The 18,929-nt window shown below is 71.5% G+C and carries 14 protein-coding genes; 9 read left to right on the forward strand and 5 right to left on the reverse strand.

Translation table 11 applies throughout. The features are described 5' to 3' along the window. A partial coding sequence (recA, locus tag ETD83_RS27770) for a recombinase RecA (RefSeq protein WP_138648165.1) occupies positions 1–1,023 on the reverse strand: 1,023 nt, incomplete at its 3' end. Between the two features lie 243 nt (positions 1,024–1,266). On the opposite strand from recA, the gene ETD83_RS27775 reads away from it, so the two are divergent. Continuing rightward, positions 1,267–2,136, forward strand: coding sequence for an ATP-grasp domain-containing protein (locus ETD83_RS27775; RefSeq protein WP_138648166.1), 870 nt, complete (start codon positions 1,267–1,269; stop codon positions 2,134–2,136). A 25-nt stretch (positions 2,137–2,161) separates the two neighbouring features. Here the strand turns inward: ETD83_RS27775 and ETD83_RS27780 are convergent, their stop codons facing one another. After that, a complete protein-coding gene (locus ETD83_RS27780; protein ID WP_138648167.1) occupies positions 2,162–2,356 on the reverse strand; it encodes a DUF3046 domain-containing protein in 195 nt (64 codons plus the stop codon). A gap of 9 nt (positions 2,357–2,365) precedes the next feature. After that, positions 2,366–3,637, reverse strand: a complete 1,272-nt coding sequence (locus ETD83_RS27785) for an alpha/beta hydrolase (protein ID WP_138648168.1) — start codon at positions 3,635–3,637, stop codon at positions 2,366–2,368. Between the two features lie 120 nt (positions 3,638–3,757). Here ETD83_RS27785 and ETD83_RS27790 point away from each other — a divergent pair, with 120 nt between their 5' ends. Further along, positions 3,758–8,356: an ATP-dependent helicase gene (locus tag ETD83_RS27790; RefSeq protein WP_138648169.1), complete on the forward strand. Its 4,599-nt coding sequence runs from the start codon at positions 3,758–3,760 to the stop codon at positions 8,354–8,356. A 105-nt stretch (positions 8,357–8,461) separates the two neighbouring features. Here the strand turns inward: ETD83_RS27790 and secA2 are convergent, their stop codons facing one another. Beyond that, positions 8,462–10,789: an accessory Sec system translocase SecA2 gene (gene secA2 / locus ETD83_RS27795; RefSeq protein ID WP_138648170.1), complete on the reverse strand. Its 2,328-nt coding sequence runs from the start codon at positions 10,787–10,789 to the stop codon at positions 8,462–8,464. 230 nt (positions 10,790–11,019) lie between these two features. Here secA2 and ETD83_RS45500 point away from each other — a divergent pair, with 230 nt between their 5' ends. Next, entirely contained in the window at positions 11,020–11,151 is a 132-nt protein-coding gene (locus ETD83_RS45500; RefSeq protein WP_268920503.1) for a hypothetical protein, read from the forward strand. Positions 11,152–11,232: 81 nt separating this feature from the next. Here the strand turns inward: ETD83_RS45500 and ETD83_RS27800 are convergent, their stop codons facing one another. Beyond that, positions 11,233–12,459 carry an ROK family transcriptional regulator gene (locus ETD83_RS27800; protein WP_138648171.1) on the reverse strand — a complete coding sequence of 409 codons (1,227 nt, stop codon included), beginning with the start codon at positions 12,457–12,459 and terminating at the stop codon, positions 11,233–11,235. Positions 12,460–12,719: 260 nt separating this feature from the next. Between ETD83_RS27800 and ETD83_RS27805 the strand changes: the two genes are divergently transcribed. From ETD83_RS27805 to ETD83_RS27830, 6 genes are all read left to right on the forward strand, one after another. Beyond that, on the forward strand, positions 12,720–13,991 hold the full coding sequence (locus ETD83_RS27805) for an extracellular solute-binding protein (RefSeq protein WP_138648172.1): 1,272 nt from the start codon (positions 12,720–12,722) through the stop codon (positions 13,989–13,991). A 22-nt stretch (positions 13,992–14,013) separates the two neighbouring features. After that, positions 14,014–14,985: a carbohydrate ABC transporter permease gene (locus ETD83_RS27810; RefSeq protein ID WP_138648173.1), complete on the forward strand. Its 972-nt coding sequence runs from the start codon at positions 14,014–14,016 to the stop codon at positions 14,983–14,985. A 5-nt stretch (positions 14,986–14,990) separates the two neighbouring features. Further along, on the forward strand, positions 14,991–15,872 hold the full coding sequence (locus ETD83_RS27815; RefSeq protein ID WP_171064464.1) for a carbohydrate ABC transporter permease: 882 nt from the start codon (positions 14,991–14,993) through the stop codon (positions 15,870–15,872). Then, positions 15,869–17,335, forward strand: coding sequence for a glycoside hydrolase family 3 protein (locus ETD83_RS27820; protein WP_230421235.1), 1,467 nt, complete (start codon positions 15,869–15,871; stop codon positions 17,333–17,335). Before ETD83_RS27815 ends, ETD83_RS27820 begins: the two co-directional genes overlap by 4 nt. A 324-nt stretch (positions 17,336–17,659) precedes the next feature. Beyond that, a complete protein-coding gene (locus ETD83_RS27825; RefSeq protein ID WP_138648175.1) occupies positions 17,660–18,124 on the forward strand; it encodes an RrF2 family transcriptional regulator in 465 nt (154 codons plus the stop codon). Between the two features lie 10 nt (positions 18,125–18,134). Continuing rightward, entirely contained in the window at positions 18,135–18,926 is a 792-nt protein-coding gene (locus ETD83_RS27830; RefSeq protein WP_138648176.1) for a DNA-formamidopyrimidine glycosylase family protein, read from the forward strand. The last annotated feature ends 3 nt before the right edge of the window (positions 18,927–18,929 follow it).

Consider the following 18,929-nt stretch of genomic DNA (forward strand, 5'->3'; position numbering starts at 1 on the left):
GGCGGGGGGCTCGGCCTCCCGGTCGACCTTCGGGCCGATGCCGAGCTTCTCCTTGATCTTCTTCTCGATGCCGTCGGCCAGGTCGGGGTTGGTCTTGAGGAAGTTGCGGGCGTTCTCCTTGCCCTGGCCGAGCTGGTCGCCGTCGTAGGTGTACCAGGCGCCGGACTTGCGGACGAAGCCGTGCTCCACGCCGAGGTCGATCAGGCCGCCCTCGCGGCTGATGCCCAGGCCGTAGAGCAGGTCGAAGTCGGCGACGCGGAACGGCGGGGCCATCTTGTTCTTGACGACCTTGACGCGGACGCGGTTGCCGACCGCCTCGGTGCCGTCCTTGAGGGTCTCGATGCGGCGGACGTCCAGCCGGACGGAGGCGTAGAACTTCAGCGCCCGGCCGCCGGTGGTGGTCTCCGGGGAGCCGAACATGACGCCGACCTTCTCGCGGAGCTGGTTGATGAAGATGACGGTGGTCCTGGTCTGGTTGATCGCGCCGGTGAGCTTGCGCAGGGCCTGCGACATGAGGCGGGCCTGGAGGCCGACGTGGCTGTCGCCCATCTCGCCCTCGATCTCGGCGCGGGGCACGAGCGCGGCGACGGAGTCGATGACGACGATGTCGATCGCGCCGGAGCGGATCAGCATGTCGGTGATCTCCAGGGCCTGCTCGCCGGTGTCGGGCTGGGAGACGAGCAGGGCGTCGATGTCGACGCCGAGCTTGGTGGCGTACTCGGGGTCGAGGGCGTGCTCGGCGTCGACGAACGCGGCGATGCCGCCCCGTTTCTGGACGCTGGCCACGGCGTGGAGCGCGATGGAGGTCTTGCCGGAGCCTTCGGGGCCGTACACCTCGACGACGCGGCCGCGGGGCAGGCCGCCGATGCCGAGCGCGATGTCGAGCGCGATCGCCCCCGTGGGGATCACCTCGACGGGCGCCCGGGCCTCCTCGCCCATCCGCATGACCGATCCCTTGCCGAACTGCCGCTCGATCTGGGCGAGTGCGGTCTCGAGAGCCTTCTCCCGGTCGTTCGCTGCCATGTGAGATGTCCTTCTCGTCGTGACTGTCGGCTCTCGGCCGCTGCTTGCGATGTCGACGGCGACGTTACGGCGGGCCTCCGACACTTTCGAGACTCCGGTGGAATTGTGGATGACGCCGCGTGCCCGCACTACCTTACCGAACATTAGTTCGATCATCGTCCAGTGTGCCGATTCGGGCGGAATCTCCGTGCGCTCCCTGCTTCTGACCCCGTACGCTGGCGCCGTCCACGGAGGGTTCCCATCATGACGCTGACCGTTCTCTTCTGCGTCGATCCGCTCCACCCTCGGCGCGTTGACCCCCATTTCTCCCGCGAGGCCGCGGCCGTCCGCGACCACTACGGCGAGATCGCCCTGATCGACCATGACGCATTGCGGCGCGGCGATGTGGACGACGCGGTGCGCGCGGTGCCGTCCGATCTGGGTCCCGTCTGGTATCGCGGCTGGATGCTCACGGGCGACGAGTACGCCGCGGTGTCCGCGATGCTGAAGCGGCGGGGCACGATCCTGCTCACGCATCCGGACGACTACCGGCGGGCGCATGAACTGCCCGGCTGGCACGACACGTTCGCCGGGCTGACCCCGCACAGTGTGTGGCGGCCCCTCGGCGTGGGTCAAGACCCTGGCGATCTGAGCGAACTGGGTGAGCTCGTCAAGCCGTTGAAGGGCGGGCCCGGCATCGTCAAGGACTACGTGAAGTCGTGCAAGCACGAGTGGGAGGAAGCGTGCTTCGTCCCCGATGTGAAGAACCTCGCCCAGCTCCACGACGTCGCGTCCAAGATGGTGGCGTTGCGGGACGACCATCTGGCGGGCGGTCTCGTCGTGCGCGAGTTCGAGGAGTACGACGGCGGGGGTGAGGCACGCGTGTGGTGGGTGGACGGCGAGCCCGCCCTGGTGGGGCCGCACCCAGACAGCCCCGGCATGGAGCCCGACCCCATGCTGGACGCCGTCGCCCCGGCCGTGCGCGCGCTGGGCTGCCGGTTCATCACGACCGACCTCGCCCGGCGGACGGACGGCGCGTGGCGTGTCGTGGAGGTCGGCGACGGCCAGGTCAGCGACCTGCCGTCGTCCGTGGACGCGATGGACCTCTACGCGCATCTGCCCGTCCCCGACTAGACCGGACGCCGGGCGGGCGGAGCGGCTATTGCAGTTTCGAGGGGACGCTGAACGTGGCGACCACCGCCTGCCAGACCCGCTTGGCGGGTTCGCCGTCGGCGAGGGCCTGCTCGATGGTGCGGCCGTCCAGTTCGGCCATCACGTAGTCCTTGGCGACGCTTTCGGCGTAGGTCTCGCCGAACTGCTGTCTCATCCGATCCCAGAAGACTGTGAGCCGCACCCGTCCACGCTATCCGACGGAGCGGTCCTGCAAGGACCGCCTGACCTCGCCGGGGACCGCGGGGTGGACGCCCTGGCGGTACTGGCGGTGAAGTCCTGTCAGGTAACGCTCGACCGCTTCGATGACGCGGGCCGTCCGGTAGGAGGGGAAGACGTCGAACGCGTGCTGCGCGCCCTTCATCTCGGCGTAGATGACGGGTGCCGCGGAGACGTCCCGTAGCCGTTCCACGAATCGGCGTGCCTCCGCGACGGGGATGAGCGAGTCGCGGCTTCCGTGGACGACGAAGAACGGCGGCGCGTCCTCGCGCAGGTACGTGACCGGGGACGCCTTGGCGTACGCGTCATGGTTCTCTGCGAACGGCAGCTTGACGACCATTCGCTCCAGGAGGGGTGTCGCGCCCATGGGGCGAGGCCAGGGGCCGGCTTCCAAAAGGTTGTACACCCCGTAGAAGGGCACTGCGCCCTGCACGGTGGTGTCGACGTCTTCAAAGCCGGGCTGGAATCCGGGCTCGTTCGCTGTCAACGCGACCATCGCCGTGAGGTGCCCGCCCGCCGAGCCGCCGGTCACGCACAGGAAATCGGGGTCGGCGCCGTACTCCTCGGCGTGCTCCTTGTACCAGGCGACGAAGTGTTTCAGGTCGATGAGGTGTTCCGGCCAGGTGGCACGCGGGCTGAGCCGGTAGTTGACGTTGAAGCCGACCCATCCCTGGACGGCCATGTGGTTGAGAAGCGGTAGTCCCTGCTCGCGTTTGTCGCCGATGACCCAGCCGCCGCCGTGGATCTGCATGAGTCCTGGGCGCAGTTCGTCGCCGGAGCGTTCGCGTGCGTAGACGTCCAGTTTCAGGCGGAGCCGTCCGTCCTGCCGGTACACGACGTTGCGTTCGACGTGCACGCCCCTGCGCGGGATCAGGCACAGCGGCGGGACGAACAAGTGCGGCAGCGGGTAGCGGGGCGCGCCCTCCGGATCCAGGTCGAGGGGCGCTCCGCACTCGCGCAGGGTGACGACGGTGCGGCGTGTGGCGAGGAGCGTTGCGGCGATGCCCGCCATGCCGGGGATCGTCAGCGCGAGGCCCGTCCAGCCGGCCCAGCCGTCCAGTCCGCCGAAGGTCGCGGTGAGCGCGGTCGCGGCGGCCCATACGACGAGCACCTGCGGCGCCAGTTCGATGGTCAGCCAGCCGTAGAAGAAGCTCGGCGCGACCAGGACGGCGCCGCGCCGGGGTGCGTGGGCGTTCGCGGCCAGAAGCGCGATCAGCAGGCCGAGAGCGAGGAGGACGTAGGGCATCGGGGCTCCCTGCGAGGCGGGTGTCCTACCCGTAGACCTTGCCCCGGACAAGTGCTTGCTTACAACGTGACGCACGCCACTCCGCGTCATTCTGTCGGACCCGCGAGGCAGTATGGCCGCATGGGCGGTGACGTGCTCGAACGATTCTCTCCGGCGACCCGGGCCTGGTTCTCCGGGGCCTTCGCCGCGCCCACTCCCGCCCAGGCCGGTGCGTGGGAGTCGATTTCGAGCGGCGACAGCACGCTGGTCGTGGCGCCGACCGGGTCCGGCAAGACCCTGGCGGCGTTCCTGTGGTCCCTCGACCGGCTCGCCACGGCGCCCGCCGGCGACGATCCGCTGCGGCGCTGCCGCGTCCTGTACGTGTCGCCGCTGAAGGCGCTCGCCGTCGACGTGGAGCGCAACCTGCGCGCCCCGCTGACGGGCATCCGGCACGCGGCGCGCAGGCTCGGCCTGCCCGAACCCGGCGTCCGCGTCGGGATGCGGTCCGGCGACACCCCGGCCGACGAGCGCCGCCGCCTCGCCGTCAAGCCGCCCGACATCCTGATCACGACGCCCGAGTCGCTGTTCCTGATCCTCACCTCGCGGGCGCGCGAGTCGCTGCGCGGCGTCGAGACGGTCATCGTCGACGAGGTGCACGCCGTGGCGGGCACCAAGCGCGGCGCGCACCTGGCGCTGTCCCTCGAACGCCTCGACGCGCTCCTCGAACGTCCCGCTCAGCGGATCGGCCTGTCCGCGACCGTCCGCCCGGCCGACGAGGTCGCGGCGTTCCTCGGCGGGGCGAGGCCCGCGACGGTCGTCCAGCCGCGCTCCGACAAGGTCTTCGAACTCGACATCGTCGTCCCCGTCGAGGACATGGGCGAGGTGAGCCAGTTCGTCGACGGCTCCGGCGCGGCCGACCCGCGCCAGCGCAGCATCTGGCCCCATGTCGAAGACCGCCTGCTCGACCTCATCGAGGCGCACCGTTCGACGCTGGTGTTCGCAAATTCGCGAAGGTTGGCCGAAAGGCTCTGCGGGCGGCTGAACGAACTCGCCTACGAACGCGCCACAGGGGCTCCTCTCCCCGAGAACCACTCTCCTGCGGAATTGATGGCGGAGGCGGGGTCGTCCAGAGGCGCGCCACAGGAAATCGCCCGCGCGCACCACGGGTCCGTCTCCAAGGAGGAGCGGGCCGGTATCGAGAACGCGCTGAAGGAGGGGCGCCTTCCAGCGGTCGTGGCGACGTCCAGCCTGGAACTGGGCATCGACATGGGCGCCGTCGATCTGGTCGTCCAGGTGGAGTCGCCGCCGTCGGTGGCCAACGGGCTCCAACGGGTCGGGCGTGCGGGCCACCAGGTCGGCGCCGTGTCCAAGGGCGTCATCTTCCCCAAGTACAGGGGCGACCTCGTGCAGACGGCCGTCGTGGCCGAACGCATGCGCGGCGGTGAGATCGAGGAGATGCGCTACCCGCGCAACCCCCTGGACGTCCTCGCCCAGCAGATCGTCGCGATGGTCTCCATGGACGAGTGGACCGTCGACGACCTGGAATCGACGGTCAAACGCGCCGCCCCCTACGCCACGCTCCCCCGTTCCGCGCTTGAGGCGACCCTCGACATGCTCGCCGGACGCTATCCCAGCGACGAGTTCGGCGAACTGCGTCCACGCCTCGTCTGGGACCGCGTGACCGGCATCCTGCGCGAACGTCCAGGGGCGCAGCGCCTCGCGGTGACCAGCGGCGGGACGATCCCAGACCGCGGCCTGTTCGGCGTCTTCCTCGTCGGCGAAAAGGCTTCGCGGGTGGGTGAACTCGACGAGGAGATGGTGTACGAGTCGCGCGTCGGCGACGTGTTCGTGCTCGGCGCCAGCTCGTGGCGAATCGAGGACATCACGCCCGACCGTGTGCTCGTCTCGCCCGCGCCGGGCCAGCCGGGCAAGCTGCCGTTCTGGCACGGCGACATGCTCGGGCGTCCCGCCGAGCTGGGCCGGGCGCTCGGAACGTTCACCCGCGAGCTGGCCGGCCTGTCCGCCGACGACGCCCGCGAACGCGTCTCCGCCGCCGGGCTGGACGCCTGGGCGTCCGCCAACCTCGTCTCGTACGTGAACGAGCAGCGTGAGGCCACCGGCCACATCCCCGATGACCGCACCATGGTCGTCGAACGGTTCCGCGACGAACTCGGTGACTGGCGCATGGTCGTCCACTCGCCGCTGGGCGCGCGCGTGCACGCGCCGTGGGCACTCGCCATAGCGGGCCGTCTGCGCGAACGGTACGGCGTCGATGCGCAGGCCATGCACGCCGACGACGGCATCGTCATCCGCATCCCCGACATGGATGAGTCCCCCGGTCTCGACCTGGCCGTCTTCGACGCCGACGACATCGAACGCGTCGTCGTGGACGAGCTGGGCGGTTCGGCGCTGTTCGCGGCCAGGTTCCGTGAATGCGCGGCGCGTTCACTGCTCCTCCCCCGCCGCCGTCCCGACAAGCGGATGCCGCTCTGGCAGCAGCGCCAGCGCGCCGCGCAGCTCCTCGCCGTCGCCAGCAAGTACCCGTCGTTCCCGATCGTGCTGGAGACGATGCGGGAGTGCCTGCAGGACGTGTTCGACGTCCCCGGCCTGGTGCAGCTGATGCGCGACATGTCGGGACGCAAGGTCCGCATGGTCGAGGTGGAGACGCCCGAGCCGTCCCCCTACGCGCGGTCCCTGCTGTTCCACTACATCGGCGCGTTCATGTACGAGGGCGATTCGCCCCTTGCCGAACGCCGCGCCCAAGCGCTCGCGCTCGATTCCGCACTTCTCGCCGAACTGCTCGGGCAGGCCGATCTCCGCGAGCTGCTCGATCCCGAAGCGGTCGCCGAAATCGAAAGCGAGCTCCAGCGCCTCGCCACCGATCGCCGCGCCCGCGACCTGGAGGGCGTGGCCGACCTCCTCCGCGCCCTAGGCCCGCTCACCACGGCCGAGGCCGCCGAACGAACGCTCCCAGCGGGCGGGCCGGAGGCGTCCGCCGCCGACGACGTGCTCGTGCAGGTGTCGCGGTGGCTGGCGGAACTGGAGGCCGCACGGCGCGCGATCCGCGTGCGGATCGCCGGCGAGGAGCGCTGGGCCGCCATCGAGGATGCCGGACGGCTCCGCGACGCGCTCGGCGCGCCGCTGCCCGTGGGCATCCCGGAGGCGTTCCTCGAACCGGTCGACGATCCGCTCGGCGATCTGATCTCCCGGTACGCGCGCACGCACGGCCCGTTCCGGCCGGGCGCTCCCGCCGCGCGCTTCGGCCTCGGCACGGCCGTGGTCGTGGAGACGCTGCGGCGGCTGGCGGGCGCGGGACGGGTCGTCGAGGGCGAGTTCCTGCCCGTCGAGGCCGTGACGGGCCCGCTCACCAGCGAATGGTGCGACACCGGCGTGCTGCGGACGCTGCGGCGCCGCTCGCTGGCCCGGCTGCGCGCCGAGGTCGAGCCGTCGCCGCCGGAGTCGCTCGGCCGCTTCCTGCCGGTCTGGCACGGGATCTCCGGCGGGTCCCGGCTGCGCGGCGTCGACGCGCTCGTCCAGTCGGTCGAGCAGCTCCAGGGCGCGGCGGTGCCCGCGTCCGCGCTGGAGTCGCTGATCCTGCCGTCCCGGGTGCCCGGCTACAGCCCGGCGATGCTGGACGAGCTGACGTCCGCGGGCGAGGTCGTGTGGGCGGGGCAGGGCGGGCTGCCGGGCGGCGACGGCTGGGTGGCGCTGTACCTGGCCGACACAGCGCCGCTCCTCATGCCGGAACCCGCCGAGATCACGCTGACGCCCGCGCATCAGGCCGTCCTGGACGCGCTCGGCGACGGCGGCGCGCTGTTCTTCCGGACGCTGTCCGACCGGGTGAACCAGCACCTCGCCGCCAACGACGCCGACCTCGTCACCGCCGTGTGGGACCTGGTCTGGGCGGGGCATCTCACCAACGACACCATGGCGCCGCTGCGCGCGGCGCTCGGCAGTGGCCGTCCCACGCATCGTTCTAGGACGACCCGTCGTGGGCGTCCCGTCCTGCCGTCCAGGACGGGTCCGCCCACGGTCGCCGGACGCTGGTGGCCGCTCCCCGAACGCGAGTCCGGCGCGACACTGCGTTCGCACGCTCTCGCCGAGGCGCTGCTGGAGCGGTACGGCATCGTCATCCGCGGCGCGGTCGCCGCGGAACGCATCCTTGGCGGGTTCTCCGCCGTCTACCCGGTGCTGCGCGCGTTCGAGGAGACCGGACGCTGCCGCCGCGGCTATTTCGTGGAGGGCCTGGGCGCGGCCCAGTTCGCGCTCCCGGGCGCCGTCGACCGGCTCCGCGCGCTGCGTCCGGCGGCGGCCGCTCCCCCGGACGACATCTCGGCGCTCTGGGAGACGCCCCGCAACCCCGGCAACCGGGCCCTGGTCCTGGCGGCCGCCGACCCCGCCAACCCGTACGGCGCGGCGCTGCCCTGGCCGGAACGGGATGACGAGGTCGCCAGCGGCCACAAGCCGGGCCGCAAGGCCGGCGCGCTGGTCGCGCTGGTCGAGGGGCGGCTCGTCCTCTACGTCGAGCGCGGCGGCCGGACGCTCCTCACCTGGGACGACGACCCCGGCGTGCTGCAACCGGCGGTCGACGCACTCGCGCTCGCCGTCCGGGAGGGGGCGCTCGGCAAGCTCACCGTCGAACGCGCCGACGGCGCCGCGATCACCGATTCGCCGCTGGCCGCCGCGCTGGAGTCCGCCGGCTTCCATCCGACGCCCCGCGGCCTCCGCCTCCGCGCCTGACGAATCCCGTTCGCGACCGACCCTGCCGTTCGCGGACGACCGTCTTGGATCACGTCCGGGGAGCCCGGCCACGCCTGATCGTCCGGGAGACGGTCGGCCGTTCTGTCAGCGGCGGCGTTTGAACATGTTGATCATGCCGCGGAGGGCGCGCTCGTCCAGGGAGCCGAACGGGTTGTCGTGGACGAGGTACGTCCACGTCGCCGACGGGCGCTTCAGCTCGGCGGCGTCCAGGTCGATGCCGTCCTCGGACGCGGTGAGCGCCTCGAAGGCCGCGATCGACCGTGCCCGCGCGTCCGCGAGGAGGCGCTTGCCCGCCGGGACGGCCTCGCGGTTGAACTCGACGAGCGGGTCGAGCCCGCGGCCGAGCGAGCGCAGATGGATCCCTTCGCGCAGGTCGGCGAGGTAGGCGAGGTGCTCGGACCAGCAGCGGTCCAGCTGGTACAGGACGATCTGCCGCGCGGCCGCCGCCACCGCGTCCGCGCCGGCGAGCTTGGTGAGCGCGGCGTGCCGGGCGGGGGCGTCCGCGGCCATGGTCCGGTCGGCGGCGTCGCCGCGCAGCACGGCGTCGCGTTCGGCGAGGACCTCCCGCCGCTGCAGCCCGATCAGCTGGTTGTAGCGCCAGGTGTTGCGGTGCAGTTCGAGGTCGACGCCCTCCGCGACGCGCTGCGCGTGGCCGACGATCCAGTGCGCGCCCTTGTCGGTGATGAGCCCGTCGTCGTCCGAGGACGCCTTCGTCTTCTCGTCGGGCGCGAACCGGGTGACGAGGTCGTCCTGGAGGCTGGTGAAGAACACCGATCCGCCGGGGTCGCCCTGCCGCCCGGCGCGGCCGCGGAGCTGGTCGTCCAGGCGGCTGCTGTGGTAGCGGCCCGTCCCGATGACGAGGAGGCCGCCCGCCTCGGCGACCCGGTCGTGGTCGGAGCCCGCCACGTCGGCGGGGGCCGTGCCAGGCGGCACGGACGGGCTGCCGCCGAGCCGGATGTCGGTGCCGCGCCCCGCCATCTGCGTGGAGACGGTGATCGCCCCGTGCGCCCCGGCCTCCGCGATGATCGCGGCCTCCTCGGCGTCGTTCTTGGCGTTGAGGACGACCCGGTCGAGCCCGGCCCGGGTGAGGCGGCGCGCGAGCCGTTCGGATTCGGCGACGTCGCCGGTCCCGACCAGGACCGGGCGCCCGGCCGCGTGCGCCCTGGCGATCTCCTCGACGATCGCGACCTCCTTGTCGGCGGCGGTCGCGTAGAGGCGGTCGGGCTCGTCGTCGCGGACGCAGGCCCGGTTCGGCGGGACGACGGCGATCTGCAGCGCGTAGAACTCCGTGAGCTGCCCCGCCACCGCCATCGCCGTGCCGGTCATGCCGCACCGCACCGGGTAGCGTCCGACCAGCTCCTGGACGGTGATCGAGTCGAGGATCTCGCCGCTCGGGGACGCCTCCAGCGCCTCCTTCGCCTCCACCGCGGCCTGGAGGCCGTCCGGCCAGCGCTGCAGCAGCGCCACCCGGCCGCGCGACTCGCTGATCAGCTTCACCTCGCCGTCGCGGACGAGGTAGTCCACGTCGCGGTGCAGCAGCACCTCGGCGTGCAGGGCGACGTTCACGGCGGTCAGGGTGTCGAGGTGCTCGGACGCGTAGAGGTCCAGGCCGAGGACGCGTTCCACCTCGTGCGCCCCCGCCGGGGTGAGCTGGACGTTGCGGGCCTCGTCGTCGGTGGCGTAGTGCAGGCCGGGCCGCAGCCGGCGGACCAGGTCGGCGTAGCGGGGGTCGGCGGAGTCGAGGTCGGCGGCGCCCGCGAGGACGAGCGGCACCATCGCCTCGTCGACCAGCACCGAGTCGGCCTCGTCGATCAGCGCGACGGACGGCTCCGGCTGGACGACGTCGCCGGCGCCCGTGGCGAGCCGGTCCCGCAGCAGGTCGAAGCCGATCTCGCTGACCGGCGCGTACGTCACGTCGGCCCGGTAGGCCGCCCGCCGCTCGTCCGGCGTGGACGACTGCCCGACCCAGCCGACCGACACGCCGAGCATCGCGTACAGGGGCCCCATCCATTCGGCGTCGCGGCGCGCGAGGTAGTCGTTGACCGACATGACGTGGACCTGGCGGCCGCGGAGCGCGTACCCGGCGGCGGCCATGGCGCCCGAGAGGGTCTTGCCCTCGCCGGTGGCCATCTCCGCGACATGCCCGGACAGCAGCGCGAGCGTCCCGACGAGCTGCACGTCGAACGGCCGCTCGCCCAGCGTCCGGCGCGCCGCCTCCCGGCCGAGGGCGCACAGCTCCGCGAGGTCCTCCTTCCGGCGGAGGGCGGAGGCGGCGGCGGTCAGCTCGTCGTCGGACAGGTCCCGGACGCGCGCCTCCCGCTCGCCCGCCTCGTCCACCAGGGCGCGGAACGGCGCGAGGTCGACGCTGCCGGGCTTCTGGACGAGCCGCCGCAACCGCTCACGCAGCGCCATGATGTCCCCTCGGTTCAACGATCACGGTTCCCCCAACGGGCCGGTACGGGAGTGCGTTCCCGACCATGATCCCAGGGGAACCCCCACCCGTCCCAGGGGTCTTCTCCCCACTTGGTCTGACCTCGAATTCATTCCTTGGACGGATCCCGTGGACCGCTCCGCTCTGGGAGGATGAGGGCATCACGGGGTAGCGGGGGCGGGGGGAACGCCGCCGCGGAACAGGGTTCGCCATGACACCTACGGCACGCAAGGCGGCGGCGCTCCGGCGCAAGCGCCAGATCATCAGTCAGACCGTCATCGACCGGGCACTGAACGACCCGCGGCGCCATCGGGAGCAGGCCGCCGCGAGCACCGCCAAGTAAGAACGCTCACGAGCGCCTCCGCCGCCCATCGGGGGCGCTCATTGTTTCCCCGCCGCAGAGTCGCCCCTAGGAGACCCCGCCCTAGGACACTCCGGCCGCGGAGAAGACGTCGTCGCGGGCCTTCACCAGGGCCGCGTGCAGGGCGCCGCGCAGGACGGCGTTGCCGTCCACCCCCGTCATGGCCACGGTGGGACGGGTCGGGCTGATGCGCCCGACGATCTCCTCGATGCGGGTGGCCAGCGGCCGGCCGCCGGCGCGGCCGAGGTTGCCCGACAGCACCACGAGCCCCGGGTCCAGGACGATGTTCACCGAGGTCACGCCGTAGGAGATGCGGCGGGCGAGATCGTCGAGGAACGGGCCGCCGCGGGCCTCGTCGGCGGCGGCCGCGCGGACGCAGTCCACCGCCGTGGCCTCCTTGACGCCGTACTCGTGCGCGAGGGCGCGGACCGCGTCCGCGCCGACGAGCGCGCCGTAGCCGCCGGCGAGAGTCGGGATGCCCCAGGTCGTCGACTCGGTGACGCCCTCGTCCGCCGGGACCCGGCGGGCGGTGCCGAGCGGCAGCGGCGCGCCGGGGACGGGCAGGTAGCCGATCTCCCCGGCGCCGCCCGACCGGCCGCGGTGCAGCCGGCCCCCCAGCATCACCGACAGGCCCATGCCGCGGTCGAGCCACATGAGCGCGAAGTCGTCGGCGCCGCGCGCGGCGCCGTAGGCCCGCTCGGCGATGGCGGCGAGGTTGACGTCGTTCTCGATCGTCACGGGACGGCGCAGATCGGTCCGCAGCGCGGCGAGGACGCCCTCGTGCCAGGAGGGCAGGTCGAAGGAGAACTGCACGTCGCCGGACTGCGGGTCGACGACGCCGGGCGTGCCGATCACGAACGCGCTCAGCCTCGACAGCGCGACCTTGGCCGAGCGGCACGCCTTCACGACGGCGGCGTGCACCATGCGGACGGGCTCGTCCGCGCCGTTCGGGTCCACCGTGACCTGGGCGACGATGTGCCCGGTGATGTCGGCGACCCCGGCCGTGACGCCGTCCGGCCCGACCTCCAGGCCCGCCACGTAGGCACTGGACGGGACGACCGCGTACAGCGCGGCGTTGGGCCCCCTCCCCCCGGCCTGCGACCCGACGACCGCGACCAGCCCGCGGTCCTCCAGTCTCGACAACAGCTGGGACGCGGTTACCTTGGACAGCCCGGTGTGCTCACCGATCTGTGCACGGGTCAGCGGGCCCTGCTGGACGAGCAGGTCAAGCGCCGCGCGATCGTTGAGCTCACGCAGGAGCCTCGGCGTCCCCGGGCGGTTGGCGACCATGCTGATACCCCTCGATGTCTCAAGTGTCTCAATCCGCTAACGGCAGTTTTGTTTAGGAAAGTTTCTTGTTAGTTTACGCCCAAGCGTCGACCGGTCCGGTACCCCGGATCGGGGGCGCGCGCAGAGCGCGGACTGGCGAGCAGGGCGCCCGCGAGCGTTGCGAACGCGAGAGGGGCATGGCTGGGACCCTAAAGGGTCCCCATCTCCCCTCGCACCGCAGGCCACAAGGCCGCGCGAGGCGATGCCGGAAAGGATCCCCAGTGAAGTACATCAAGGTTGCGGCCGTCGCAGCCGCGATCGCCCTGGCCGCCACGGCCTGCGGCGACGACGGCGGCGGCGAAGAGAAGGGCGCGAGCAAGGACCCCGCCCAGCTCAAAGTGTGGATGATGGGCGAAGGAACCACGGAGCAGACGAAGTTCCTTGACGCCGTCGAGGCCGAGTTCAAGACCAAGCACCCGAACACGGACGTGCAGATCAAGTACGTTCCCTGGCCTCAGGTGGCTACAACGTTCCAGAAGGCGGCGGCCGGCGGCGAGGGCCCAGACGTCACCGAGCTGGGCAACACCGACGTCCAGTCCCACATCGAGCAGGGCAACCTCGCCGACATCAGCGGCGAGTTCGGGGACTGGGCGGACGGCAAGACGCTGAACAAGACCGCGCTCACCAACGACCAGGCGGACGGCAAGACCTACGCCGTGCCGTGGTACGGCGGCGTCCGCGCCGTCTGGTACCGCACGGACCTGTTCCAGGAGCTGAGCATCCAGCAGCCGAAGACCTGGGCCGAGCTGACCGCGGCGGCGAAGAAGATCCAGGACTCGAACAAGGCGGACGGCATCGCCGTGCCGAGCGACCAGACCAACGCGCTGCTCAGCTTCATCTGGGGCAACGGCGGCGAGGTCGCCACCAAGGAGGGCGACAAGTGGGTCGGCAAGCTCGACCAGCCGCAGGCGGTCGAGGCCGCCAAGTACTGGTCCGGCCTCGTCACCACTGAGAAGGTCGCGCCGGAGAGCTACATCGGCAAGCACGAGCTGCAGGGCCCGCAGCGCGACTTCGCGCTCGGCAAGGTCGGCATGTACTTCGACGGCAGCTGGGCGCTGAAGGAGATGAAGAAGCTCGCCCCGAAGAACGTGGACAAGTGGGGCGTCTTCCCGATCCCGTCCAAGACCGGTGGGAACGCTCCGGTCATGGCGGGCGGCTCCGACCTGGCCGTCTGGAACGACAGCAAGGCCAAGGCGGCGGCCTTCGACTACATCACGGTGCTGAACAACGCCAAGAACGCCAAGGCGTGGGCCGACTACAGCGGCTTCTCGTCCATGCGCTCGGACGTCAAGTTCTCCGACCCCAAGCTCGAGGCCTTCACCTCCATCGCGAGCAACACCAAGTTCCCGCCGATCAGCGCCGGCTGGGGCGAGTTCGAGCAGGCCAAGAAGGTCCTGCCGAACGCGATCAAGGCGATCATGCAGGGCAAGTCCGCCGAAGAGGAGATGAAGAAGGCGAACGAGCAAGCCAACACCCTGCTGAACGCGTCGTAGTACCCGGCTGATCGGAACGTCCATGCTCGACACCGCACCGGCGGTGCGGAAAGCGTCCGGCCGGAGATCCTCCGGCCGGGCGCGCCGCCGCCGCGGGCCCCGCCTCGGGCCCTACCTGCTGATCGCGCCGACCGTGGCCGTGATCGCCATCCTGATGTTCTGGCCGATGATCCAGATCGGCATCATGTCGTTCCAGAAGGTCGGCAACCGCCAGCTGCGCGGCGAGCCGGCCGAGTCGGTCGGCACCGAGAACTTCGACACGATCCTCAACGACCCGTTCTTCTGGCAGACCCTCAAGCAGACCGTGCTGTTCGCCGTCGTCGCGGTGACGCTGACCCTGCTCGTCGGGACGCTGGTCGGGCTGCTGCTCAACAAGCTCGGCAGGAGGATGTCGTCCGTCGTCGCGGGCGGCGTCATGGTCGCCTGGGCCACCCCTCCGGTCACCGCGGCGATCATCTTCACCTGGCTGTTCGGCACGACCGGCGGCGTCGTCAACTGGACCCTCGACCTGCTGCCGAACTTCCTCGTCGGCGGCGGCTGGGCCGACTACAACTGGTTCGCCACGCCGCTGTCCACGTACACCGTCCTCACCGTGTGCGTCGTCTGGCAGGCGTGCCCGTTCGTCGCCGTGTCCGTCCTGGCCGGCCTGAAGAGCATCCCCGGCGAGCTGTACGAGGCCGCCCGGGTGGACGGATCGGGCCCGTGGCGGACGTTCTGGAGCCTCACCTACCCGATGCTCAAACCGATCTTCCTCGTGCTGGTCGTGATGTCGATCATCTGGGACTTCAAGGTCTTCACGCAGCTGTTCATCATGTCCGGGATGGCGAACCGCGACGCGTTCAACCTGTCGCTCTACGGCTACTCCGAGGCGTTCGGCTCGCTGAATCCGAAGCTCGGCATGGGCTCGGCGATCGCGCTGGTGCTCACGGTCATCCTGCTCATCGTCACCGCCTTCTACGTGCGGGTCATGGTGCGCCAGGGGGAGACGAAATGACGACCATGACAACGAGGCGCCCGGCCGGCACGCGGCGCCGTCCCCCTTCCAGGCGCCTGCGCCGGAAGATCATGCTGAACGCGACGGGGGTGCTGGTCTTCTTCCTGGCCATCTTCCCCGTCTTCTGGATGGCGTCCACCGCGTTCAAGCCCAACGACGAGATCTTCAGCACGACGCCGAAGCCGCTGCCCGCGCACCCGACGCTGGACCACTTCGACGTGGTGCTGAACGGCGGCATCGCCGAGGTCAGCTTCTGGGAGTACTTCCGCAACAGCGCGGTCCTCGCGCTGGTCACCGTCGTGGCGTCGAGCCTGCTCGCGCTGCTGGCGGCGGTGGCCGTGGCGCGGTTCCGCTTCCGGTTCCGCACCACCTTCCTGATCATGCTGCTGATCGTGCAGATGGTGCCGCTGGAGGCGCTGGTCATCCCGCTGTTCCTGGACCTGAAGCAGCTCGACCTGCTGAACAGCCTGTCCGGTCTCGTCATCGTCTACATCGGCTTCGCGGTGCCGTTCGCGATCTGGATGCTGCGAAGTTTCGTCGCCGCGGTGCCGCGCGAGCTGGAGGAGGCCGCCGCCATCGACGGCGCCGGGCCGATCCGGACGTTCTTCCGGGTCATGCTCCCGCTCGTCGCACCCGGCCTGGTCGCCACCAGCATCTTCTCGTTCATCACGGCCTGGAACGAGTTCATCTTCGCCTTCACGTTCCTCGACGACCAGAACAAGTACACCCTCCCGATCATGCTGCAGTTCTTCTTCGGCCGCAGCGGTAACGCATGGGGGCCCATCATGGCGGCATCGACGCTGCTGACCATTCCCGTCATCGTGTTCTTCCTGCTCGTCCAGCGCCGCATGGTGTCGGGCCTCACCGCCGGGGCGGTGAAGGGGTGACGACCGACGACATCGCGACCACCGCGGACATCGCCCGGCTGGCGCGCGGCACCCTGCTCCCCTCCTTCCCCGGCCCGACCGCGCCGCGCTGGGTGCTGGACGAACTGGAGGCCGGCCTCGCCGGCGTCACCCTGTTCGCCCTCACCGGCAACGTGCAGAGCCCGGAGTCCCTCGCCGCGCTCACCGCGCAGATGCGCAAGGCCGGCGACCCGTTCGTCACGATCGACGAGGAGGGCGGCGACGTCACCCGCCTCGGCGGCCACCAGACGGGCAGCCCCTACCCGGGCAACGCGGCGCTCGGCGCCGTCGACGACCCGGAGCTGACCCGGCGGATCTACCGGTCCCTCGGCGCCGAGCTCGCCGACGTCGGCGTCAACTTCAACTTCGCGCCGTCGGTGGACGTCAACACCGCCGACGACAACCCGGTGATCGGCACCCGCTCGTTCGGCTCCGACCCCGAGCTCGTCGCGCGGCACGCCGCCGCGTCGGTCATCGGCACGCAGGAGGCGGGCGTCGCGGCCTGCGCGAAGCACTTCCCCGGCCACGGCGCCACCGTGGACGACTCGCACCTGTCCATCCCGCTCGTCGACGCCGACCTGGAACTGCTGGACCGGCGCGAGCTGGTCCCGTTCCGGGCGGCGATCGAGGCCGGCACCCGCGCGGTGATGACCGGGCACCTCAACCTGCCCACCATCACCCGCGGGGTGCCGGCGACCCTCTCCCCCGAGGCGATCACCGGGCTGCTCCGCGAGCACCTCGGATACCAGGGGGTGATCGTCACCGACGCGCTCGACATGGAGGGCGCGAGCGGCGCGATCGGCATCCCCGAGGCGTCCGTGCGGGCGCTGATCGCGGGCGCCGACCTGCTGTGCCTCGGCCCGAAGGAGCACGCCGAGACCGTCGAGGCGACCCTCGCCGCCATCGGCGAGGCCGTCCGGACCGGGCGGCTGTCGCCGGACCGGCTGCAGGACGCCGCCGACCGCACGCGCCGGCTCAAGGAATGGCTCGTCGGGCACTCGTCCGCCGTCGTCGACCGCGCCGCCGGGCTGGAGGCGGCCCGCCGCGCCATCCGCGTGTCGGGCTCGCTGCCCGGCTGGGGCAGCGCGCCGCTCGTCGTCGAGACGGAGTCCACCGGCAACATCGCCATGGGCCCGACGCCCTGGGGCCTGAGCCCGTGGGCGCCCGACGCCTTCCAAGCCGACGGGGCGGACGGGGCGGCGGACCAGGTCCTGGACCGTGCCAAGGGACGCGGCCTCATCGTCGTGCTGCGCGACGCGCACCGGCACGCCGCCCAGCGCGCCCTCACCACGGCTCTGCTGACGGCCCGTCCGGACACCGTCGTGGTGGAGATGGGACTGCCCGTGTGGCGCCCCGGCTCCGCCGTGTACCTCGCGTCCTACGGCGCCGCCGCCGCCAACGCCCAAGCCGTCGCCGAGCTCCTGGGGCTGACCCCCGCCGCCTGACCCACCCGCCGAACGGCAAGACCCGCGACGCGCCCTGCCGGACAACAGCCCGGTTCCGGTTGGGCGCGTCGTGCTGTGTTTATTGCATTTTTCTCCTCTTTCGGGCCTGGCGGCCCTCCATCGTCGAAAAACGCGCGCGATCGCTGCATCGCTCCGGTTCGCCTGGCGGCTCGCTGCGCGATCAGGTTTCTCGCAAGCTCGAAACCTGCCTTCGGTCGCGATCGCAGGCGTTGAGGTCGTTGCGTGGTCGCGGCAATAGCCGAGTTAGGCGCTTCAAGGGGTCGCGGTGCCGGAGCTGTGCGGTGGACAAGCGATAATGGGGGTATGCGATTGTCCGCCCGGGTCGATTATGCGTTGCGCGCCGCCGCGGAGCTGGCGGTCGCCGGGAACCACCCGGTGACCGCGGTGCAGCTCGCGGAGGCGCAGCAGATCCCGCCCAAATTCCTGGAGAACATCCTCGGCCAGCTGCGCCGGTCCGGTCTCGTCCGGAGCCAGCGGGGACCCGAGGGCGGCTACTGGCTGGCACGGCCGGCCGACAAGATCTCCCTCGCCGACATCATCCGCGCCATCGACGGGCCGCTGCTCGGCGTGCGGGGCGAGCGCCCCGAGCACGTCGGGTACGAGGGGCCCGCCCGTTCCCTTCAAGACGTGTGGATCGCGCTGCGCGCCAGCGAGCGCTCCATCCTGGAGCAGGTCATGCTCGCGCACATCGCCGAGGGGAAACTGCCCGAGTCCGTTCGGAAACTGACCGAGGACCCGTCCGCCTGGGAGAGCCCTTCGTTCATCTGAGGGGCCTTCTATGCCGGAGGGTGATGTCGTCTGGCTGACCGCCCGGCGCCTGCGCGAGGCGCTCGCCGGGCGGCCGCTGGTGCGCTCCGACTTCCGCGTCCCCCGGTTCGCGACCGCCGACCTGAGCGGACGCGCCGTCCTGGACGCCGTGTCGCGCGGCAAGCACCTCCTCGTCCGGGTCGAGGGCGGGCTGACCGTCCACACCCATCTGCTGATGGAGGGACGCTGGCAGATCCGCCGGGCCGGGCCCGTGCCGCGCGACCACCGCGTCCGGCTCGTGCTGGCGAACGCGGAGTGGCAGGCGGTCGGCCACTCCCTCGGCCTGGTCGAGCTGCTGCGCACCGCGGAGGAGCACGAGGCCGTCGGCCACCTCGGGCCCGACCTGCTCGATCCCGGCTGGGGGCCGGAGGCGGCCGCGGCGGCCGTCGCGCGGCTGGAGGAGGATCCCGGCCGGACGATCGGGGAGGCGGTGCTCGACCAGACCCGGCTCGCCGGGATCGGCAACGTCTACAAGGCCGAGATCCTGTTCCTGCGGGGCGTCCACCCGTGGACCCTGGTCGGGAACGTTCCCGGGCTGCTCGGGCTTGTGGAACTCTCTCACCGGCTGCTGGACCTCAATAAGGAGCGGCACGGCCACATCACCACCGGCGACCTGGCCCGCGGACGCGAGCACTGGGTGTACGGCCGGGCGGGACGCCCCTGCCGCCGCTGCGGGACGCGCGTCGAACGCGGCGACCAGACGTCCCAGGCCGGCAAGCGCGTCACGTACTGGTGCCCCCACTGCCAACCCGCCCCCGGCTAGGCC

The sequence above is a fragment of the Actinomadura soli genome, from assembly GCF_005889715.1.
Lineage (GTDB): Bacteria > Actinomycetota > Actinomycetes > Streptosporangiales > Streptosporangiaceae > Spirillospora > Spirillospora soli.

Excerpts from the sequence above, each read along its gene's own strand:
- ETD83_RS27775 (WP_138648166.1), top strand. The coding sequence starts at position 1,267 with ATGACGCTGACCGTTCTCTTCTGCGTCGATCCGCTCCACCCTCGGCGC.
- ETD83_RS27785 (WP_138648168.1), bottom strand. The coding sequence starts at position 3,637 with ATGCCCTACGTCCTCCTCGCTCTCGGCCTGCTGATCGCGCTTCTGGCC.
- ETD83_RS27790 (WP_138648169.1), top strand. The coding sequence starts at position 3,758 with ATGGGCGGTGACGTGCTCGAACGATTCTCTCCGGCGACCCGGGCCTGG.
- secA2 (WP_138648170.1), bottom strand. The coding sequence starts at position 10,789 with ATGGCGCTGCGTGAGCGGTTGCGGCGGCTCGTCCAGAAGCCCGGCAGC.
- ETD83_RS45500 (WP_268920503.1), top strand. The coding sequence starts at position 11,020 with ATGACACCTACGGCACGCAAGGCGGCGGCGCTCCGGCGCAAGCGCCAG.
- ETD83_RS27800 (WP_138648171.1), bottom strand. The coding sequence starts at position 12,459 with ATGGTCGCCAACCGCCCGGGGACGCCGAGGCTCCTGCGTGAGCTCAAC.
- ETD83_RS27810 (WP_138648173.1), top strand. The coding sequence starts at position 14,014 with ATGCTCGACACCGCACCGGCGGTGCGGAAAGCGTCCGGCCGGAGATCC.
- ETD83_RS27815 (WP_171064464.1), top strand. The coding sequence starts at position 14,991 with ATGACAACGAGGCGCCCGGCCGGCACGCGGCGCCGTCCCCCTTCCAGG.
- ETD83_RS27825 (WP_138648175.1), top strand. The coding sequence starts at position 17,660 with ATGCGATTGTCCGCCCGGGTCGATTATGCGTTGCGCGCCGCCGCGGAG.
- ETD83_RS27830 (WP_138648176.1), top strand. The coding sequence starts at position 18,135 with ATGCCGGAGGGTGATGTCGTCTGGCTGACCGCCCGGCGCCTGCGCGAG.